The organism is Streptomyces sp. NPDC021019, from assembly GCF_044333295.1.
Classification (GTDB): domain Bacteria; phylum Actinomycetota; class Actinomycetes; order Streptomycetales; family Streptomycetaceae; genus Streptomyces.
The window spans coordinates 148345-163896 of record NZ_JBIRQR010000008.1 but is presented as its reverse complement, the minus strand read 5'-3'; the positions used below and the strand labels follow the sequence as shown (position 1 = coordinate 163896).

General features: G+C 71.4%; 13 protein-coding genes. 4 read left to right on the top strand and 9 right to left on the bottom strand.

Annotated elements, in window-relative coordinates:
* Positions 1 to 113: 113 nt before the first annotated feature.
* The 3 genes from ACH4RG_RS31750 to ACH4RG_RS31740 form a co-directional block, all read right to left on the bottom strand.
* Positions 114 to 1598: a Gfo/Idh/MocA family protein gene (locus ACH4RG_RS31750; RefSeq protein WP_397931594.1), complete on the bottom strand. Its 1485-nt coding sequence runs from the start codon at positions 1596 to 1598 to the stop codon at positions 114 to 116.
* Between the two features lie 262 nt (positions 1599 to 1860).
* Positions 1861 to 4806 carry an FAD-binding and (Fe-S)-binding domain-containing protein gene (locus ACH4RG_RS31745; RefSeq protein ID WP_398540648.1) on the bottom strand — a complete coding sequence of 982 codons (2946 nt, stop codon included), beginning with the start codon at positions 4804 to 4806 and terminating at the stop codon, positions 1861 to 1863.
* A gap of 34 nt (positions 4807 to 4840) precedes the next feature.
* Positions 4841 to 5338, bottom strand: a complete 498-nt coding sequence (locus ACH4RG_RS31740; RefSeq protein WP_398540610.1) for a MarR family winged helix-turn-helix transcriptional regulator — start codon at positions 5336 to 5338, stop codon at positions 4841 to 4843.
* A 114-nt stretch (positions 5339 to 5452) separates the two neighbouring features.
* Between ACH4RG_RS31740 and ACH4RG_RS31735 the strand changes: the two genes are divergently transcribed.
* The 3 genes from ACH4RG_RS31735 to mltG all read left to right on the top strand — a co-directional run bounded on the left by ACH4RG_RS31735 (position 5453) and on the right by mltG (position 9249).
* Positions 5453 to 7279 (top strand): ABC transporter ATP-binding protein, encoded by a 1827-nt coding sequence (locus ACH4RG_RS31735; RefSeq protein ID WP_397923520.1) that lies wholly within the window; start codon positions 5453 to 5455, stop codon positions 7277 to 7279.
* Between the two features lie 92 nt (positions 7280 to 7371).
* Positions 7372 to 7983 (top strand): hypothetical protein, encoded by a 612-nt coding sequence (locus ACH4RG_RS31730; RefSeq protein WP_398540609.1) that lies wholly within the window; start codon positions 7372 to 7374, stop codon positions 7981 to 7983.
* Between the two features lie 405 nt (positions 7984 to 8388).
* The gene (gene mltG, locus ACH4RG_RS31725) at positions 8389 to 9249 is read left to right on the top strand and encodes an endolytic transglycosylase MltG (RefSeq protein ID WP_397923524.1); all 861 of its coding nucleotides are present in this window, start codon (positions 8389 to 8391) and stop codon (positions 9247 to 9249) included.
* A gap of 22 nt (positions 9250 to 9271) precedes the next feature.
* On the opposite strand, the gene ACH4RG_RS31720 is transcribed toward mltG, so the two are convergent.
* From ACH4RG_RS31720 to ACH4RG_RS31695, 6 genes are all read right to left on the bottom strand, one after another.
* The gene (locus ACH4RG_RS31720; RefSeq protein ID WP_398540608.1) at positions 9272 to 10453 is read right to left on the bottom strand and encodes an NAD(P)-binding domain-containing protein; all 1182 of its coding nucleotides are present in this window, start codon (positions 10451 to 10453) and stop codon (positions 9272 to 9274) included.
* A 79-nt stretch (positions 10454 to 10532) separates the two neighbouring features.
* On the bottom strand, positions 10533 to 11741 hold the full coding sequence (locus ACH4RG_RS31715; protein ID WP_398540607.1) for an LLM class flavin-dependent oxidoreductase: 1209 nt from the start codon (positions 11739 to 11741) through the stop codon (positions 10533 to 10535).
* Positions 11738 to 12766, bottom strand: a complete 1029-nt coding sequence (locus ACH4RG_RS31710) for an ABC transporter substrate-binding protein (protein ID WP_397931580.1) — start codon at positions 12764 to 12766, stop codon at positions 11738 to 11740. The genes ACH4RG_RS31715 and ACH4RG_RS31710 overlap by 4 nt, the downstream gene beginning before the upstream one ends.
* On the bottom strand, positions 12763 to 13704 hold the full coding sequence (locus tag ACH4RG_RS31705) for an ABC transporter ATP-binding protein (RefSeq protein ID WP_398540606.1): 942 nt from the start codon (positions 13702 to 13704) through the stop codon (positions 12763 to 12765). The genes ACH4RG_RS31710 and ACH4RG_RS31705 overlap by 4 nt, the downstream gene beginning before the upstream one ends.
* Entirely contained in the window at positions 13677 to 14567 is an 891-nt protein-coding gene (locus tag ACH4RG_RS31700) for an ABC transporter permease (protein ID WP_398163352.1), read from the bottom strand. Before ACH4RG_RS31700 ends, ACH4RG_RS31705 begins: the two co-directional genes overlap by 28 nt.
* Before the next feature lie 340 nt (positions 14568 to 14907).
* Positions 14908 to 14991, bottom strand: a complete 84-nt coding sequence (locus ACH4RG_RS31695; protein ID WP_311307964.1) for a putative leader peptide — start codon at positions 14989 to 14991, stop codon at positions 14908 to 14910.
* A gap of 92 nt (positions 14992 to 15083) precedes the next feature.
* Between ACH4RG_RS31695 and ACH4RG_RS31690 the strand changes: the two genes are divergently transcribed.
* A complete protein-coding gene (locus ACH4RG_RS31690) occupies positions 15084 to 15494 on the top strand; it encodes a secondary thiamine-phosphate synthase enzyme YjbQ (RefSeq protein ID WP_398540605.1) in 411 nt (136 codons plus the stop codon).
* The last annotated feature ends 58 nt before the right edge of the window (positions 15495 to 15552 follow it).

The following is a 15552-nucleotide window of genomic DNA, read 5'->3' as shown; positions in this document are numbered from 1 at the left end:
CGGGGTGACGTGCAAGGTTCCCTGTTCGTCCCGGTCCGGGGCAACCGGTTTTCCGGCCTTCTCCGCCGCCCTGCGGGGTCCCGGGCCGAGCCGGCCCGGGACCCCGGGGGTGGTCACTCCGCGGGCTTCTCGGAGTCCATGCCGGACCGGGCCTTCCGCCACTCGCCCCGGGTGAAGTCCGGGATCGGCAACGGCGCGCCCTTGGCCTTGATGGAGAGATGACTCAGCGGCACGGGGGCCGTCCAGACCGCCGCGTCGTACACGTCGAAGTCGGGGACCAGACCGAGCCGCATGCACTGCATCAGGCGGAAAATCATCATGTAGTCCATGCCGCCGTGCCCGCCCGGCGGGTTCGCGTGCTCCTTCCAGAGCCAGTGATCCCACTCGGTGTACTTCTTGAAGTCGTCCCACTGGTGGTTCGTGTTCGTGGGCTCCAGGTAGATGCGCGCCGGGTAGTCCTCGAACACGCCCCGCGTACCGCCGAGGCTGTTGATCCGCGAATACGGGTGCGGGGAGGACACGTCGTGCTCCAGCCGGATCACCCGGCCCTTGGCCGTCTGTACGAGGCTGATCGTCCGGTCGGCCCCGATGTACGACTCCTTCCAGCTGGGGTCGCCGGGCGGCATGTGCTCCTTTCGGTACTCGGCGAGCGACAGGGCCGGAGTGCCGATGCTCGTGATGCTCACGGCCCGGTCGCCCCGGTTGACGTCCATGTAGTTGGCGACCGGCCCGAACCCGTGGTTGGGGTAGAGGTCACCGCGCAGCCGGGTGTGCCACAGCCGGCGCCAGGGCCCCTCGTAGTAGTCGGGGTCGAACATCAGCTCGCGCAGGTCGTGGTTGTAGGCGCCCGCGCCGTGCAGCAGATCGCCGAAGAGACCCGCGTGCGCCATGCGCAGCACCCGCATCTCGTTCTTTCCGTAGCAACAGTTCTCCAGCTGCATGCAGTGCCGCCGGGTGCGCTCGGAGAGGTCCACCAGCTGCCAGAGCTCTTCCAGCCGCATGGCGATCGGGCACTCGACGCCGACGTGCTTCCCGTTCAGCATCGCGGCCTTCGCCATCGGGAAGTGGAGTTCCCAGGGCGTCGCCACATAGACGAAGTCGAGGTCCCCGCGCTTGCAGAGGTTCTCGTAGTCGTTCTCGCCCTTGGCGTAGACGGTGGGTGCGGGCTGACCGGCGGCCGTCACCTTGGCCGCGGCCTTCTCCGCCTTGTCCCGGACCGGGTCGCAGACCGCCTTCACCTGGACGCCCGGTACGGCGAGGAACAGGTCGATCATGCTGCCGCCCCGGTTGCCGAGGCCCACGATGCCGACCCGGATCGTGGAGCGTCCCTCGAAGCGGACGCCCGCCATGGTGCGGCCCTGCCGGGCGGGAACGGCGGCGGCCGCCTCCGCGGCGGAGAGGGCCTGTGGGGCGGTCGCCTCGGTGGCCGACGCGCTCCCCGTTCCCAGTGCGCCGAGGCCGAGTCCGGCGCCGGCCACACCCGCCGTGGTCCACAGCACCGAACGGCGGCTGGGATCCTGCCGCGTCGCCTCGTCGGCGGCGCCGCCGTGCGGGGGCATGTCCTGCGGATCCGGTGCGGGCCGGGCGTCGTCGTTCATCGAGCCTCCAGGTGGGGTTGGGGGTTCAGACGGTGCGCGAGCGCGTCCGGTCCCCGCACGGATGACGAGCGCGGGGGCCGGGTCTCGGTAAGGACCCTGGAGGGTGAGGCTGATGGTGCGCAAGAGAGGTATTTGGACTCTCGTCCTCAAACCATGGACTTTCTTCACGGCACGCCGAAGCCCCGACTGGTGCAACCAATCGGGGCCCGGAAACGCTCAGATGTGCACGTCGGTAAGGGTGTTGGTGTCCGACGTCCGAGGCTCAGCGGAGGGTCGGCCGGGTGGCGTGCTCCAGCTCGATCAGCGCCGAGCGGTAGGGACGCCCGGTGGCCCGTTCCATGCCGATCTCGCACATACGGTTCGCCGACAGATAGGTGTCGTAGTCGCGGAGGCCGACCTCGGCCGCCTCCTCGGCCGTCGCCGAATCGGTCAACTCCTTGTGCAGCATTCCCCGGTCGCCCGCGAACGCGCAGCACCCCGCGTCGTCCGGCACCACGACCTCGTCCGCGCACGCCTCGGCCAGCGCGCGCAACTGCCCCACATCACCCAGGTGTTCCATCGAACAGGTCGGATGCACCACGGCCGACCTGGCGGTGCGGAACACCGTCAGCTTCGGCAGCAGTTCGTCGGCCGCCCACACCAGCGAGTCCACGACGGTCAGTTCACGGTGCAGCGCCCGGTTGTCCTCGCTGAGGTAGGGCACCACCTCCTCGGCGATGCCGAGCGTGCACGAGGACGCGTCCACGACCAGCGGCAGCTTTCCGCCCGCCGTCCATCCCCAGACGGCCTCCACGATGCGGTTCGCCATGATCCTGTTGCCCGCGTCGTACCCCTTGGAGTGCCAGATCGTCGCGCAGCACGTCCCCGCGACGTCCTCGGGGATCCATACCGGCTTCCCGGCCCGCCCCGACACGGCCACCACCGCCTCGGCCAGGGAGAGGCCGGGGCGGCCGTCCGGCCCGGCGAAGATGCGGTTGACGCAGGCCGGGTAGTAGACCGCGCTCGCCCCGATCCGGTCCGTACGCGGCAGCCGTCGGGCCGCCGCCCCGGGGATCTGGGGCAGCCACTCCGGTACGAGATCGGGGCGGACGGCCTTGCGGGCGAGCCGCGTCGCGGCCCCGAGCGGCCGGTCGCCCACCCGGTCGCCGACCGCGTCGGCCACCGCCACTGCCAGCCGCGCCGAGGCCTCCACCACACGGAAGTTCTTCGCGGTCAGCGCGGCGATCCGCTCCTCGCGCGGCGTGTGCCTGCGGTGCCGGAAGCCCTTCATCATCGCCCCGGTGTCGATGCCGACCGGACAGGCGAGCTTGCAGGTGGAGTCCCCGGCGCAGGTGTCCACGGCGTCGTACCCGTAGGCGTCCAGCAGACCGGCCTCGACCGGTGAACCGTCCACCTGGCGCATCATCTCCCGGCGCAGCACGATCCGCTGGCGCGGAGTGGTCGTCAGATCCTCGCTGGGGCAGGTCGGTTCGCAGAAGCCGCACTCGATGCACGGGTCGGCGACCGCCTCCACCTTGGGAATGGTCTTCAGACCCCGCAGATGGGCCCGCGGATCCCGGTCCAGGACGATGCGCGGCGCGAGCACCCCGGCGGGATCGATGACCTGCTTGGTCCGCCACATCAGCTCGGTGGCGCGCGGACCCCACTCCCGCTCCAGGAAGGGCGCGATGTTGCGTCCGGTGGCGTGCTCCGCCTTGAGCGACCCGTCGAAGCGGTCCACCACCAGCGCGCAGAACTCCTGCATGAACGCGTCGTACCGCTCGACGTCGGCCGGCTTCGCCGCGTCGAACGCGAGCAGGAAGTGCAGATTGCCGTGCGCGGCGTGACCGGCCACGGCGGCGTCGAAACCGTGGCGCGACTGAAGCTCCAGCAGCGCCTCGCAGGCGTCCGCCAGCCGTGCGGGCGGCACCGCGAAGTCCTCCGTGATCAGAGTGGTGCCCGAGGGCCTGGACCCGCCGACCGCTGTGACGAACGCCTTGCGGGCCTTCCAGTACCCCGCGATCGTCCCGGCGTCCCGGGTGAAGGCGTTGGTCACCGACACGGCCGGGACGACCAGGTCCAGACCGGCGACGACGGCGTCGGCCGCCCGCTCGAACGCCTCCTGGCCCGCCTCGTCGGCAGCCCGGAACTCCACCAGCAGCGCGGTCGTGGTCCGGGGCAGCGCCGCCCAGTCCGCCGGAACACCGGGCACGCTGACGGAGGCGCGCAGCGTGTTGCCGTCCATCAGCTCCACGGCGATGGCCCCCGCCTCGTTGAACCGGGGCACCGCGGCCGCGGCCGCGGTGAGGGAGGGGAAGAACAGCAGGGCGCTGGAGATCCGCCGATCGAGCGGCAGGGTGTCGAAGACGACCTCGGAGATGAAGCCGAACGTGCCCTCGGAGCCGACCATCAGCCCCCGCAGGATCTCCACCGGGGTCGCCCCGTCGAGGAAGGCGTCCAGGCGGTAGCCGTTGGTGTTCTTGATCGTGTACTTGGCGCGGATGCGGGCGGTCAGCTCCTCGTCCGCCTCGATCTCCGCCTTCAGCTCCATCAGCCCCGCGCACAGCTCCGGTTCGGCGCGGGCCAGCTCCTCGTCGGCGGCCGGACCGGCGGTGTCGACGACGGTGCCGCTCGGCAGGACGAAGGTGAGCGAGGCGAGCGTCCGGTAGGAGTTGCGCGTGGTGCCCGCGGTCATGCCCGAGGCGTTGTTGGCGACGACCCCGCCGACGGTGCAGGCGATGGCGCTGGCCGGGTCGGGGCCCAGCAGCCTGCCGTGCCGGGCGAGGGCGACGTTGGCCCGCGTCACCGTCGTCCCCGGCCCGATCCGGGCCCGCGCCCCGTCGTCCAGCACCTCGACGCCGGTCCAGTGGCGGCGTACGTCGACGAGGATGTCCTCGCCCTGCGCCTGGCCGTTGAGGCTCGTGCCCGCGGCCCGGAAGACCACGTTCCGGCCCTTGCCGTGGGCGTACGACAGGATCGCGGAGACGTCGTCGAGGTCCTCGGGGACCAGCACGACCCGGGGGAGGAAGCGGTAGGGGCTGGCGTCGGAGGCGTACCGCACGAGGTCGGAGATCTTCCAGAGCACCTTGTCGGCGCCGAGCAGGGCCGTCAGCTCGCCGCGCAGCGGCTCCGGGGTGCCGCCCGCACTGCGGTCGGTGACCCGGTCGGGGGCGGGCTCCCGTGCGGTTCCGGGGCGAAGGGTTTCCGGGTCGGGCTCCAGCAGCGGCATGTCGGCCATCTCCTCGGCGGCTAAGGCGCGGTGTTCAGCAGTGGCGTTCCGGCATGCCGTCGACCAGGGCGGACAGCAGCCCGCCGAGGACCTCGCGCAGATCGGCGGTCAATGGGGCCAGGATCTCCTCCGCGGCGGCCCGGCGCGCGCTGCGCAGGGACCGCAGCGTGGCGCGCCCCTCGTCCGTGATCTCGACGCGGACCACCCGGCGGCTGTCGGGATCCGGTGCGCGGCGCACCCGGCCGCTCGCCTCCAGGGCGTCGACCAGCGTCGTCACGGCGCGCGGAACGACGTCCAGGCGCCGGGCGAGATCCGCCATCCGGGGGGCCGCCTCGTAGCTCGCGACGGTCCGCAGCAGCCGGAACTGGGCCGGAGTGATGTCGATCGGCTCCAGCTGGCGGCTCTGGATGCGGTGCAGTCGGCGGGTCAGCCGCAGCAACTGCTCGGCGAGCATGCCGTCGGTGTCGGGGGAGCCGGTTGAGCCGGTTGAGCGGGAGGAGCCGAGCGGACCGGGGGAATCGGGGGCGTCCATACGGGAACAATATCAGGACCTCGTTCATTGTGAGTATAGGTAACAATGAGCTAAGCTCTCCATGTGCGATGGCCGGGTCCGCCCGGTCACGCCTCATGCCCGACGAAGGAGCCCATGAAGCCCGACGAGCCCACGTGGGCGCCCCCACCCGATACCCACACCGCGGCAGCCGCCACCGACCGGCCGCCCGCCGAGGTGCGCCGCATCCTCCGCCTCTTCCACCCCTACCGCGGCCGGCTGGCCGTCGTCGGCCTGCTGGTCGGCGCGTCCTCCCTGGTATCGGTCGCCTCCCCGTTCCTGCTGCGCGAGATCCTGGACACCGCGATCCCGCAGGGGCGCACGGGCCTGCTGACCCTGCTGGCGCTCGGCATGATCCTCACCGCCGTGATGACCAGCGTCTTCGGCGTGCTCCAGACCCTGATCTCGACCACCGTCGGTCAGCGCGTCATGCATGACCTGCGCACCGCCGTCTACACCCAGCTCCAGCGGATGCCGCTCGCCTTCTTCACCCGCACCCGCACGGGCGAGGTCCAGTCCCGCATCGCCAACGACATCGGCGGTATGCAGGCGACGGTCACCTCCACCGCGACCTCGCTGGTCTCCAACCTCACGGCCGTCATCGCGACCGTCGTCGCCATGCTCGCGCTCGACTGGCGGCTCACCGTCGTCTCGCTGCTCCTGCTGCCGGTCTTCGTCGCGATCAGCCGCCGCGTCGGCCGGGAGCGCAAGAGGATCACCACCCAGCGCCAGAAGCAGATGGCCGCGATGGCCGCCACGGTCACCGAGTCCCTCTCGGTCAGCGGCATCCTCCTCGGTCGCACGATGGGCCGCTCCGACTCCCTCACCCGGGGCTTCGCCGAGGAGTCCGAGCGCCTGGTCGACCTCGAAGTGCGCGCCAGCATGGCCGGCCGCTGGCGGATGTCGACGATCGGCATCGTGATGGCCGCCATGCCCGCCGTCATCTACTGGGCGGCAGGTCTCACCTTCGCGTCCGGAGCGGCCGCCGTCTCCATCGGGACCCTGGTCGCCTTCGTCACGCTCCAGCAGGGGCTGTTCCGCCCGGCGGTGAGCCTGCTCTCCACCGGTGTGCAGATGCAGACCTCCCTCGCCCTCTTCCAGCGCATCTTCGAGTACCTCGACCTCACGGTGGACATCATCGAACCGGAGAAGCCGGTGCGCCTGGAGAAGATCCGCGGCGAGATCGCCTTCGAGGACGTCGACTTCAGCTACGACGAGAAGAACGGCCCGACGCTGACCGGCATCGCCGTCACCGTTCCCGCCGGCGGGAGCCTCGCAGTCGTCGGATCCACCGGTTCCGGCAAGTCCACCCTGAGCTACCTCGTGCCCCGGCTGTACGACGTCACCGGCGGCCGGGTCACACTCGACGGGGTCGACGTCCGCGATCTGGACTTCGACACCCTCGCCCGAGCGATCGGTGTCGTCTCCCAGGAGACCTACCTCTTCCACGCCTCGGTCGCCGACAACCTGCGCTTCGCCAAGCCGGACGCCACCGACGAGGAGATCGAGACCGCGGCCCGCGCGGCGCAGATCCACGACCACATCGCGTCCCTGCCCGACGGCTACGACACTCTGGTCGGTGAGCGCGGCTACCGCTTCTCGGGCGGTGAGAAGCAGCGCCTCGCCATCGCCCGCACCATCCTGCGCGACCCGCCGGTGCTGATCCTCGACGAGGCGACCAGCGCGCTCGACACCCGTACGGAACAGGCCGTGCAGCAAGCGATCGACGCCCTCTCCGCAGGACGGACCACGCTCACCATCGCGCACCGCCTCTCCACCGTGCGCGACGCGGACCAGATCGTCGTCCTGGAGAACGGCCGGGCCGCCGAGCGCGGTACGCACGAGGAGCTGCTCGACCGCGACGGGCGCTACGCCGCCCTGATCCGCCGAGACGCCCAGCCGGCCCCGGTTCCCGCCTCCTGACCGCCCGGGCAGGACCGCGGGCCCCCGGCGTCAGGGTGCTGAGACAGCCCTGAGGCCACCGGCGCGACGCGCGTACGGCATGATCGCCGCGCATGAGAGCTCTCCTCGGGGTGGAACTCCCCGGCTACCGAACCGTGGACACCGACACCTGGCTGAACGACCACGGTGATGTGCTGTCACTGCACTTCTTCGACCTGCCGCCGGATCTGCCCGCCGCGCTGGACGACGGCCCCGCCCTGCGCCACGGTCTGACCCACTTCACCGCCCGGGCGGGCGGCGGACTCATCGAGGCGTCGGTGAAGCGAGTGGGCGAGCTGCCCGCCCTGCGTCAGATACTCAAACTGCCGCTGCCGGGACAGCGCAGCGGACAGGCGTTCATCGGCAGTTTCACCGTGCCGCGCGCCGGGTGCAGCACGGTGGTGAAGATCCAGGCGGCGGAGCGCGGCATGACGGGCATGCGGGAAGCCGTGGTGATGGCCAAGCTCGGTCCCGACCAGTACTTCCGGCCGCACCCCTACGCCCCCGAGGTCCAGGGCGGGCTGCCCTTCCACGCGGCGGACCACGCCCAGTGGGACGCGCAATTCCCGGACCACCCGCTCAGCCGGGTCCGCCGGGCGCTCGTCACCCTCGCGGCGGCGGTGACCGTGGATCCCGGGTTCACCGCGCTGCCGCCCTTCACCGGGCCTGCGGCGGCGAACGGTTGAGCCGGCCGGCGCCGCACACACGGCGGCGCCGCCGCTTCCGTGGGACGGGGAGCGGCGGCGCCGGGCGGAGCGATGGTCAGACGAGCCAACCCACGAAGTGGACGACGCCGGCAAGCAGGTTGGTCAGGAAGTTCATCTGGTCTTTCTCCTTGTACGTGGTGCATCTGTGGGACTGCGCAGTAGCGGTCTGCAGCCCGTTGACTGCGCTCTGCAATCATCACCCCTCGGACGGGTGAACAGCGACGAATACCCTGACGATCACACGTTCCAGCGAACACCCGATCCCCTGTTCGTGTGTTCCGTATATCGTGCGTTCTGGTCCGCCGGTACGGCGTTCGTGTCGCCGGAGCCGACGCCGTGGCCGAGCTACCGGCCGTCGCCGACGCCCCGGGTTAACGTGCCCGCATGGTGAACGAGTCCCCGGACGCCCGGCCCCGTCGCAGACTCCGCCCGACCCGCCGCGGAAAGGCCGTCCTGGCCGCCGTCGCCCTGCTCGTCGTGTCGGCCGCCGTCCTGATCCCGCTGTCCCTGACCGGATCGGACGGGGACGGGCCCGAGAAGGAGCGCCCGCAGGCCACCCTGGTGATCCCCGAGGGCCGTCGCGCCTCGCAGGTGTACGAGGCCGTCGACCAGGCGCTCGACCTGAAGCCCGGCAGCACGCGGAAGGCCGCGACGGCGGTGGACCTCGCTCTGCCGGCCCAGGCCGAGGGCAACCCCGAGGGCTACCTCTTCCCGGCCACCTATCCGCTCGACGCCGCGACCGAGCCCGCGGCCCTGCTGCGTTACATGGCGGACACCGCCCGCAAGCACTTCGGAGCGGACCACGTCACGGCGGGAGCCCAGCGCAACAACGTCTCCGTCTACGACACGATCACCATCGCCAGCATCGTCCAGGCCGAGGCCGACACCGCGTCCGACATGGGCAAGGTGGCCCGGGTCGTCTACAACCGGCTGCTCAGGGACATGCCGTTGCAGATGGACTCCACCATCAACTACGCCCTGAAGCGCTCCACCCTGGACACGACGACCGCCGACACCCAGCTGGACAGCCCGTACAACAGTTACCGGACCAAGGGGCTGCCGCCGACGCCCATCGGCAACCCGGGGGAGGAGGCCCTGCGCGCGGCCGTCAGCCCCACGCCCGGACCCTGGCTGTACTTCGTCACGGTCGGTCCCGGCGACACCCGCTTCACCGACAGCTACGACGAACAGCGGAGAAACGTCGAGGAGTTCAACCGCGCCCGCGCGTCCGCCGCCACGGGCTGACGGGCCTCCGCCCGCGGAGCGCTCAGCCCCCGGAGACCGGTGCGGCGGCGACCGCCCCGGCTTCCCGGTCCGGCCGTCCGCCGTCGGCTTCCCGGTCCGCCCGCCCGGCGTCGGCCTTCCGGTCCGGCCGCTCGTCGCCGCTCTCCTCGCCCGTCTCCTTCAGCAGCCGCATGACCGACCGGACCGCCGCCCGGCCCGCGCGGTTCGCGCCGATGGTGCTGGCGGAGGGGCCGTACCCGACGAGATGGACACGCCCGTCGCGTACGGCGCGGGTGTCCTCGGCCCGGATGCCGCCGCCCGGCTCGCGCAGCTTCAGCGGTGCCAGGTGGTCAACGGCGGGCCGGAACCCGGTGGCCCACAGGATCACGTCGGCTTCGACGACCCGACCGTCGTCCCAGGCCACGCCGCTCGGCGTGATGCGGTCGAACATCGGTAGCCGGTTCAGCACCCCCTGCTCCCGCGCCCGCCGCACCGCGTCTGTCATCGGCAGCCCGGTCACGCTGACCACGCTCCGCGGCGGCAGCCCCTTGCGCACCCGCTCCTCCACCATCGCCACGGCCGCCCGCCCCCACTCCTCGGTGAACGGCCCCTCGCGGAAGACCGGTTCGCTCCGGGTCACCCAGAAGGTGCCGGCCGCGTGCCCGGCGATCTCCATCAGATGCTGCGTGCCGGAGGCGCCGCCCCCGACGACGATGACGCGCTGCCCCGCGAACTCCTCCGGCCCCGGATAGTTCGCCGTGTGCAACTGCCGCCCCCGGAAGGTTTCCTGACCCGGGTAGCGTGGCCAGAAAGGCCGGTCCCAGGTGCCGGTCGCGTTGATCAGGGCCCGCGGGGCGTACGTCCCCTCGGACGTCTCCACCAGCAGCCGCCCGCCGCTCCCCTCCTGTACGGCGCTCACCTCCACCGGGCGGTGGACCCGCAGGCCGAAGCGCTCCTCGTACGCGGCGAAATACGCGCCGATCACCTCCGACGAGGGTCGGTCGGGGTCGGCTCCGGTCAGCTCCATGCCCGGCAGCGCGTGCATCCCGTGGACCTTGCCGTACGTCAGCGAGGGCCAGCGGAACTGCCACGCGCCGCCCGGCCGGGGCGCGTGGTCCAGCACGACGAAGCCGACGTCCGGCTCCAGTCCGGCGCGGCGCAGGTGGTGGGCGGCGGACAGCCCCGCCTGACCCGCGCCGATCACGACCACGTCCAGCTCACGCACCCCAGAAATGTTCACGCTTCTACTAACTCGTCGGGGGTCCGGGATCTTCCCGGCCCCCCGACGAGCAGCACCGCGAGACTCAGCGGCCCCCGGCGACCAGCAAGGGCGCTCCACCCGGAGCCGTGGCGGGCCGGGGCTCGGCGCCGTTCGCACCCAGCAGCGGGGACGCGGGCACGGTCGACAGCAGTCCGCGCCGGGCCAGCTCGGGGGTGACCCCCTCGCCGAACCAGTACGCCTCCTCCAGGTGCGGGTACCCGGAGAGCACGAAGTGCTCCACGCCCAGCGCGTGGTACTCCTCGATCCGGTCCGCGACCTCGGCATGGCTGCCCACCAGTGCGGTCCCGGCCCCGCCGCGCACCAGGCCGACACCCGCCCAGAGATTCGGTGCGATCTCCAGGCTGTCCAGCGAACCGCCGTGCAGGGCCAGCATCCGCTGCTGCCCGACCGACTCGCTCCGCCCCAACGCCTGCTGCGCCGCCGCGATCGTGTCCGGATCGAGGTCGCCCAGCAGCCGGTCGGCGGTGGCCCACGCCTCGGCCGAGGAGTCCCGCGCAATGGTGTGCAGCCGGATGCCGAACCGGACCGTCCGTCCCTGGTCCTCCGCCAGGCCGCGAATCCAGTCGATCTTCTCCCTCACCGCGGCCGGCGGCTCGCCCCAGGTCAGATAGACATCGGAATGGGCCGCGGCCACCGGCCCCGCGGCGGCCGATGACCCGCCGAAGAAGATCTCCGGCAGCGGATCCGGCGGCAGCGCGGTCAGCCCGCCCTCCACCTGGTAGTGCTCACCGTCGAAGTCGTACGGCTGCCCACTCCAGACGCCCCGCACCACCGACAGGAACTCCGCGGTCCGCGCATAGCGCCGGTCGTGGTCCACATGGTCCCCGAACCGTCGCTGCTCCGTGGAATCACCCCCGGTCACCACGTTGAGCAACAGCCGCCCCCGGGTGATCCGCTGATACGTGGCGGCCATCTGGGCGGCGAGCACCGGGGAGATGACCCCCGGCCGGAACGCCACGAGGAACTTCAGCCGCTCGGTGTGCTGGGCGAGCGCCACCGTGGTCAGCCAGGCGTCCTCGCACCACGTACCCGTGGGCGTCAGCACGGCCTCGAAGCCCAACTGCTCGGCCGCCTTGGCGATCTGGATCAGATACTCCATGTCCGGGGCCCGTACGCCGCTCACCGGGGTGATCCGGTCGCGTTTGATGCCGCCGTCGGTGTAGGCGTGCCGGTCGACGAGCGTCCGGCCGTCGCCCCCGGTGGGCAGGAACCAGTGTAGACGGACGTTCACGATGAGGCCTTTCCGTAGGAGCGCGGCGCGGTGGAGGAAGCGGGGAGGTCACGGTTGAACCGGGTGTCGACGTAGTCCTCGAAGTCGAACCGCCGGGGAATCAGCCTCAGTTCGGCGAAGGTGTCGGCGATCTCCTGCTCGGAGGCGATGGCCGCGGCGTCGATTGCGACCGGGACACGGGTGCCGTAGCTGAGCTTCACGGCGTCCAACGCCACCTCGTAGGGCAGCCCGGTCTCCTTCGCCCAGACCTTCGCCCACTCCTCCGGGTGCTCGAAGACCCACTTCTGGGCCCGCTCCAGCCGGACGAGCAGGTCGCCGATGGCCTGCGACTTCTTCCCGTCCTTGAGAGACACGGGTGAGGCGACCTGAAAACCGAGGCCGTTGACGACGCCTTCGCCGGTGGTGAGGACCCGGGCGTCCGCCGTGCGCAGGACCTGCGAGGTGTACGGGTCCCAGATCGCCCAGGCGTCGACCTTGCCCCGGCTGAACGCGGCGAGCGCGTCGGCGGGCTGGAGGTAGTTCAGCTTCACGTCCTCGATCCCGAGGCCGGCCTTCTTGAGCGAGGCGACCAGCTGGAAGTGGGCCGAACTGCCCTGTGCCACGGCGATGGACGCGCCCTTGAGCTGGGCGGGCTTCTCCAGCGGCGATTCCTCGGGCACGACGATGACCTCACCGGCCGACGAGCCGTGCGTGGCGCCGACGACGGCGATGCTCGAGTCGGCCCCCGCGGCGAAGACGGGCGGCGTGTTGCCGACGCCTCCGATGTCCACCGCACCAGCGCTCACGGCCTCCAGCAGGGGCGGTCCCGAGGTGAAGGTGGACCACCTGATGCGGTAGCCGAGGTCGTCGAGCTCTCCGGAGGCCCTCAGGATCGCCTCGTAACCACCCTTCTGATCACCGACGTTGAGCGTGACGCTGCCCGTTCCGTCCGTGCTGCCGCCCGAGTTCGCGGAGGAGGGGCCGCCGCACGCGGACAGGAGCAGGGCAAGGGGGAGGAGCAGGGCAGGCAGGGCACGGCGTTTCATGATGCCTCTCCGTGGCGGGGGTGTGCGGATGACGCGGCGGGGTTCTTCGCCGGTCCGGGACCGGGCGGGGCGGCGGCCATGGCCGGTCCCGGACCGGCCGCGGCCGGCTTCGCACCGGCGGTGGCGTCCGGCTCACCGCGGGCGGGGCCCTCCCTGTCGACGCCGCCACCGATCTCGACGCCCAGTTCGGTCAGCAGACGGGAGCGCAGGTCGGTGGACCCGGGGGAGCCGGTGACGCGGGGCCGGTCCAGCGCGACAGGCGTGTCGTACGCGATCCGCCCGTCCCGCATCACCAGCGCCCGGTCGGCCAGCAGCAGGGCCTCGTCCACGTCATGGGTGACCAGCAGTACGGCGCAGCCGCGCCGCTGCCAGAGCTCCGCGACGAGCTGCTGAGCCCTGATCCGGGTCAGGGCGTCCAGTGCGCCGAAGGGCTCGTCGAGCAGCAGCAGATCGGGCTCGCGCACCAGGGCTCTGGCCAGCGAGGCGCGCTGCGCCTCCCCGCCGGACAGCGTCCTGGGCCACGCCCCGGCCCGCTCCGCGAGACCGACCTCCGCCAACGCCCGCTCGGCGACGCCGCGTCCGGGCTTGCCCGGCAGCCCGAGCAGTACGTTGCGCCAGACCTTCTTCCAGGGCATCAACCGCGGGGCCTGGAACGCGACCGCGCGCCGACGCGGCACCAGGACGGTGCCCGAGATCTCCCGGTCGAGCCCGGCGAGCACCCGCAGCAGTGTCGACTTGCCGCAGCCGCTGCGCCCGAGCAGAGCGGTGAACTCGCCCGGCCTCAGGGTGAGATCGAGGTCGTCGATGACCGGACGGCCGTCGAAGGCCCGGGTGAGCCCTTCGACCCGTACGGCGGCCTCCGGAGCGCCGTACGGCCCCGCGGTCGGCGGGCCGGGGACAAGGTCGTCTTTCACTGGCCGGTGAAGGTCGGTCGCCATTGCAGCAGCAGCCTTTCGAGGATCCGGACGATGACGTCGGCGGTGAGACCGAGGAAGGCGTACACCACGAGACAGACGACGATCACATCGGTCCGGAAGAACTCGCGGGCCTGGTTCATCAGGAACCCGATCCCGGCATCGGCGTTGATCGACTCACCGAAGACGAGCGCGAGCCAGGCCGTCGCCAGCGAGTACCGCAGCCCGGTCATGGCTCCGGGCAGCGCACCCGGCAGCACCACATGCCGGACCAGCCCCCACCGTCCGAGCCCCAAGGACTCGCCGGCTTCGATGAGTTGGGCATCGACGCCGCGGATTCCCGCATAGACGTTGAGATACAGATGAAAGGCCACCCCGAGCGCGATGAGGGCCACCTTCGGTGCCTCGCCGATCCCGAGCCAGATGATGAACAGGGGGATCAGCCCAACCCAGGGCACCGTGCGTAGCATCTGCACGGTCGCGTCGACCAGGTCCTCCCCGAGCCGTGAGAGCCCCGACACGAGCGCCAACGTCGTCCCGACGAGGCCCCCGAGCAGGAGTCCCACGACCACCCGCTGGAGCGAGACGCCCATCGCGGCGGGCAGCGTCCCGTCCGTCACCAGGTCGGCGCCGGCGCGGGCGATCGTCCCGGGCGAGGCGAGCACATCGGGATGCAGTACACCCGTGGCGCTGAACACCTGCCACAACGCGAGCAACAGCAACGGCCCCACCGACCGCCGGACCCACCGCGGAGAGGCCCGTAGCCTAGACCGCCGAACGGACGCCGGAACGACCGTCTCCAGATCGGGCGGCGTACGGCTCGGCGCGGAGGTCTTCTTCGGGGCAACGGACAGGCCGGGGGATGGTGGCGCATGGCTGACAGTCATGAGGGCTCCACGGAAGGGCGCACGGATGCGGGGCGAAAGTCCGGGGGAAGGAACGGGGAGAGGGAGCGACGCGAAGAAGTGAGGAGAAAGGGCGGCCGAGGGCATGCCGGGACACCCCGTACCCACGCGCCACGACGACCGGGAGGCGGCCCGACGAGGGCGGCGGAAGGCAGGAGCAATCACGGCGCGCTCAGTGGTCACGAAGCGGCGCGGAACCGGAGGCGACTATGCGCCTAAACGACCAACACGACTACGGAACGGCGAACGCCGGAGTACCGCAGGCACAGCCGTGCGGTGGGAAACCGCGGCGCGTGACGCCCCGGAAGTCGCTGGGAGAACGTCAGCAGCCGCGACAACACGCGGCGGAAGCCACTCGCAGCAGGTCGATGTGACCGCGCGAAGTGAGCAGAGCTGATCGGAACATGGCGCTGAACGTAGCCAGCCGGTCGGGACACGGTCAATGGCGTCTCGGAGCGTGGACGTGTCATCTCACTCCTGTGGGGCGAAAATGGAGACATGTCCTCCTCCTTCACCACCACCGTCCTGAACATCACCACGGGTGCGGCCGAGAGCGTCACGGACCTGACGCGCGCCTGCGAAGAGTTCCTCGCCCGAACCGCGTCCGGCCGCGACGGGCTGCTCAACGTCTTCGTCCCCCACGCCACGGCCGGCATCGCCGTACTGGAGACCGGCGCGGGCAGCGACGACGACCTGCTGGCCGCCCTCCACCACCTGCTCCCCGCCGACGACCGCTGGCAACACCGCCACGGCAGCCCGGGCCACGGCCGCGACCACGTGCTCCCGGCCCTGGTCCCGCCCCACGCCACGCTGCCGGTGATCGGCGGCAGGCTGGAACTGGGCACCTGGCAGTCGGTCTGCCTGGTGGAGTCGAGGGTCAGCAACATAGACAACTCTGGGGCATGCTGACGAGGGCCTCTTCGGGGCACCTGGTGGACATGGCTGCAATTGCTGGCCATGCGTGCAG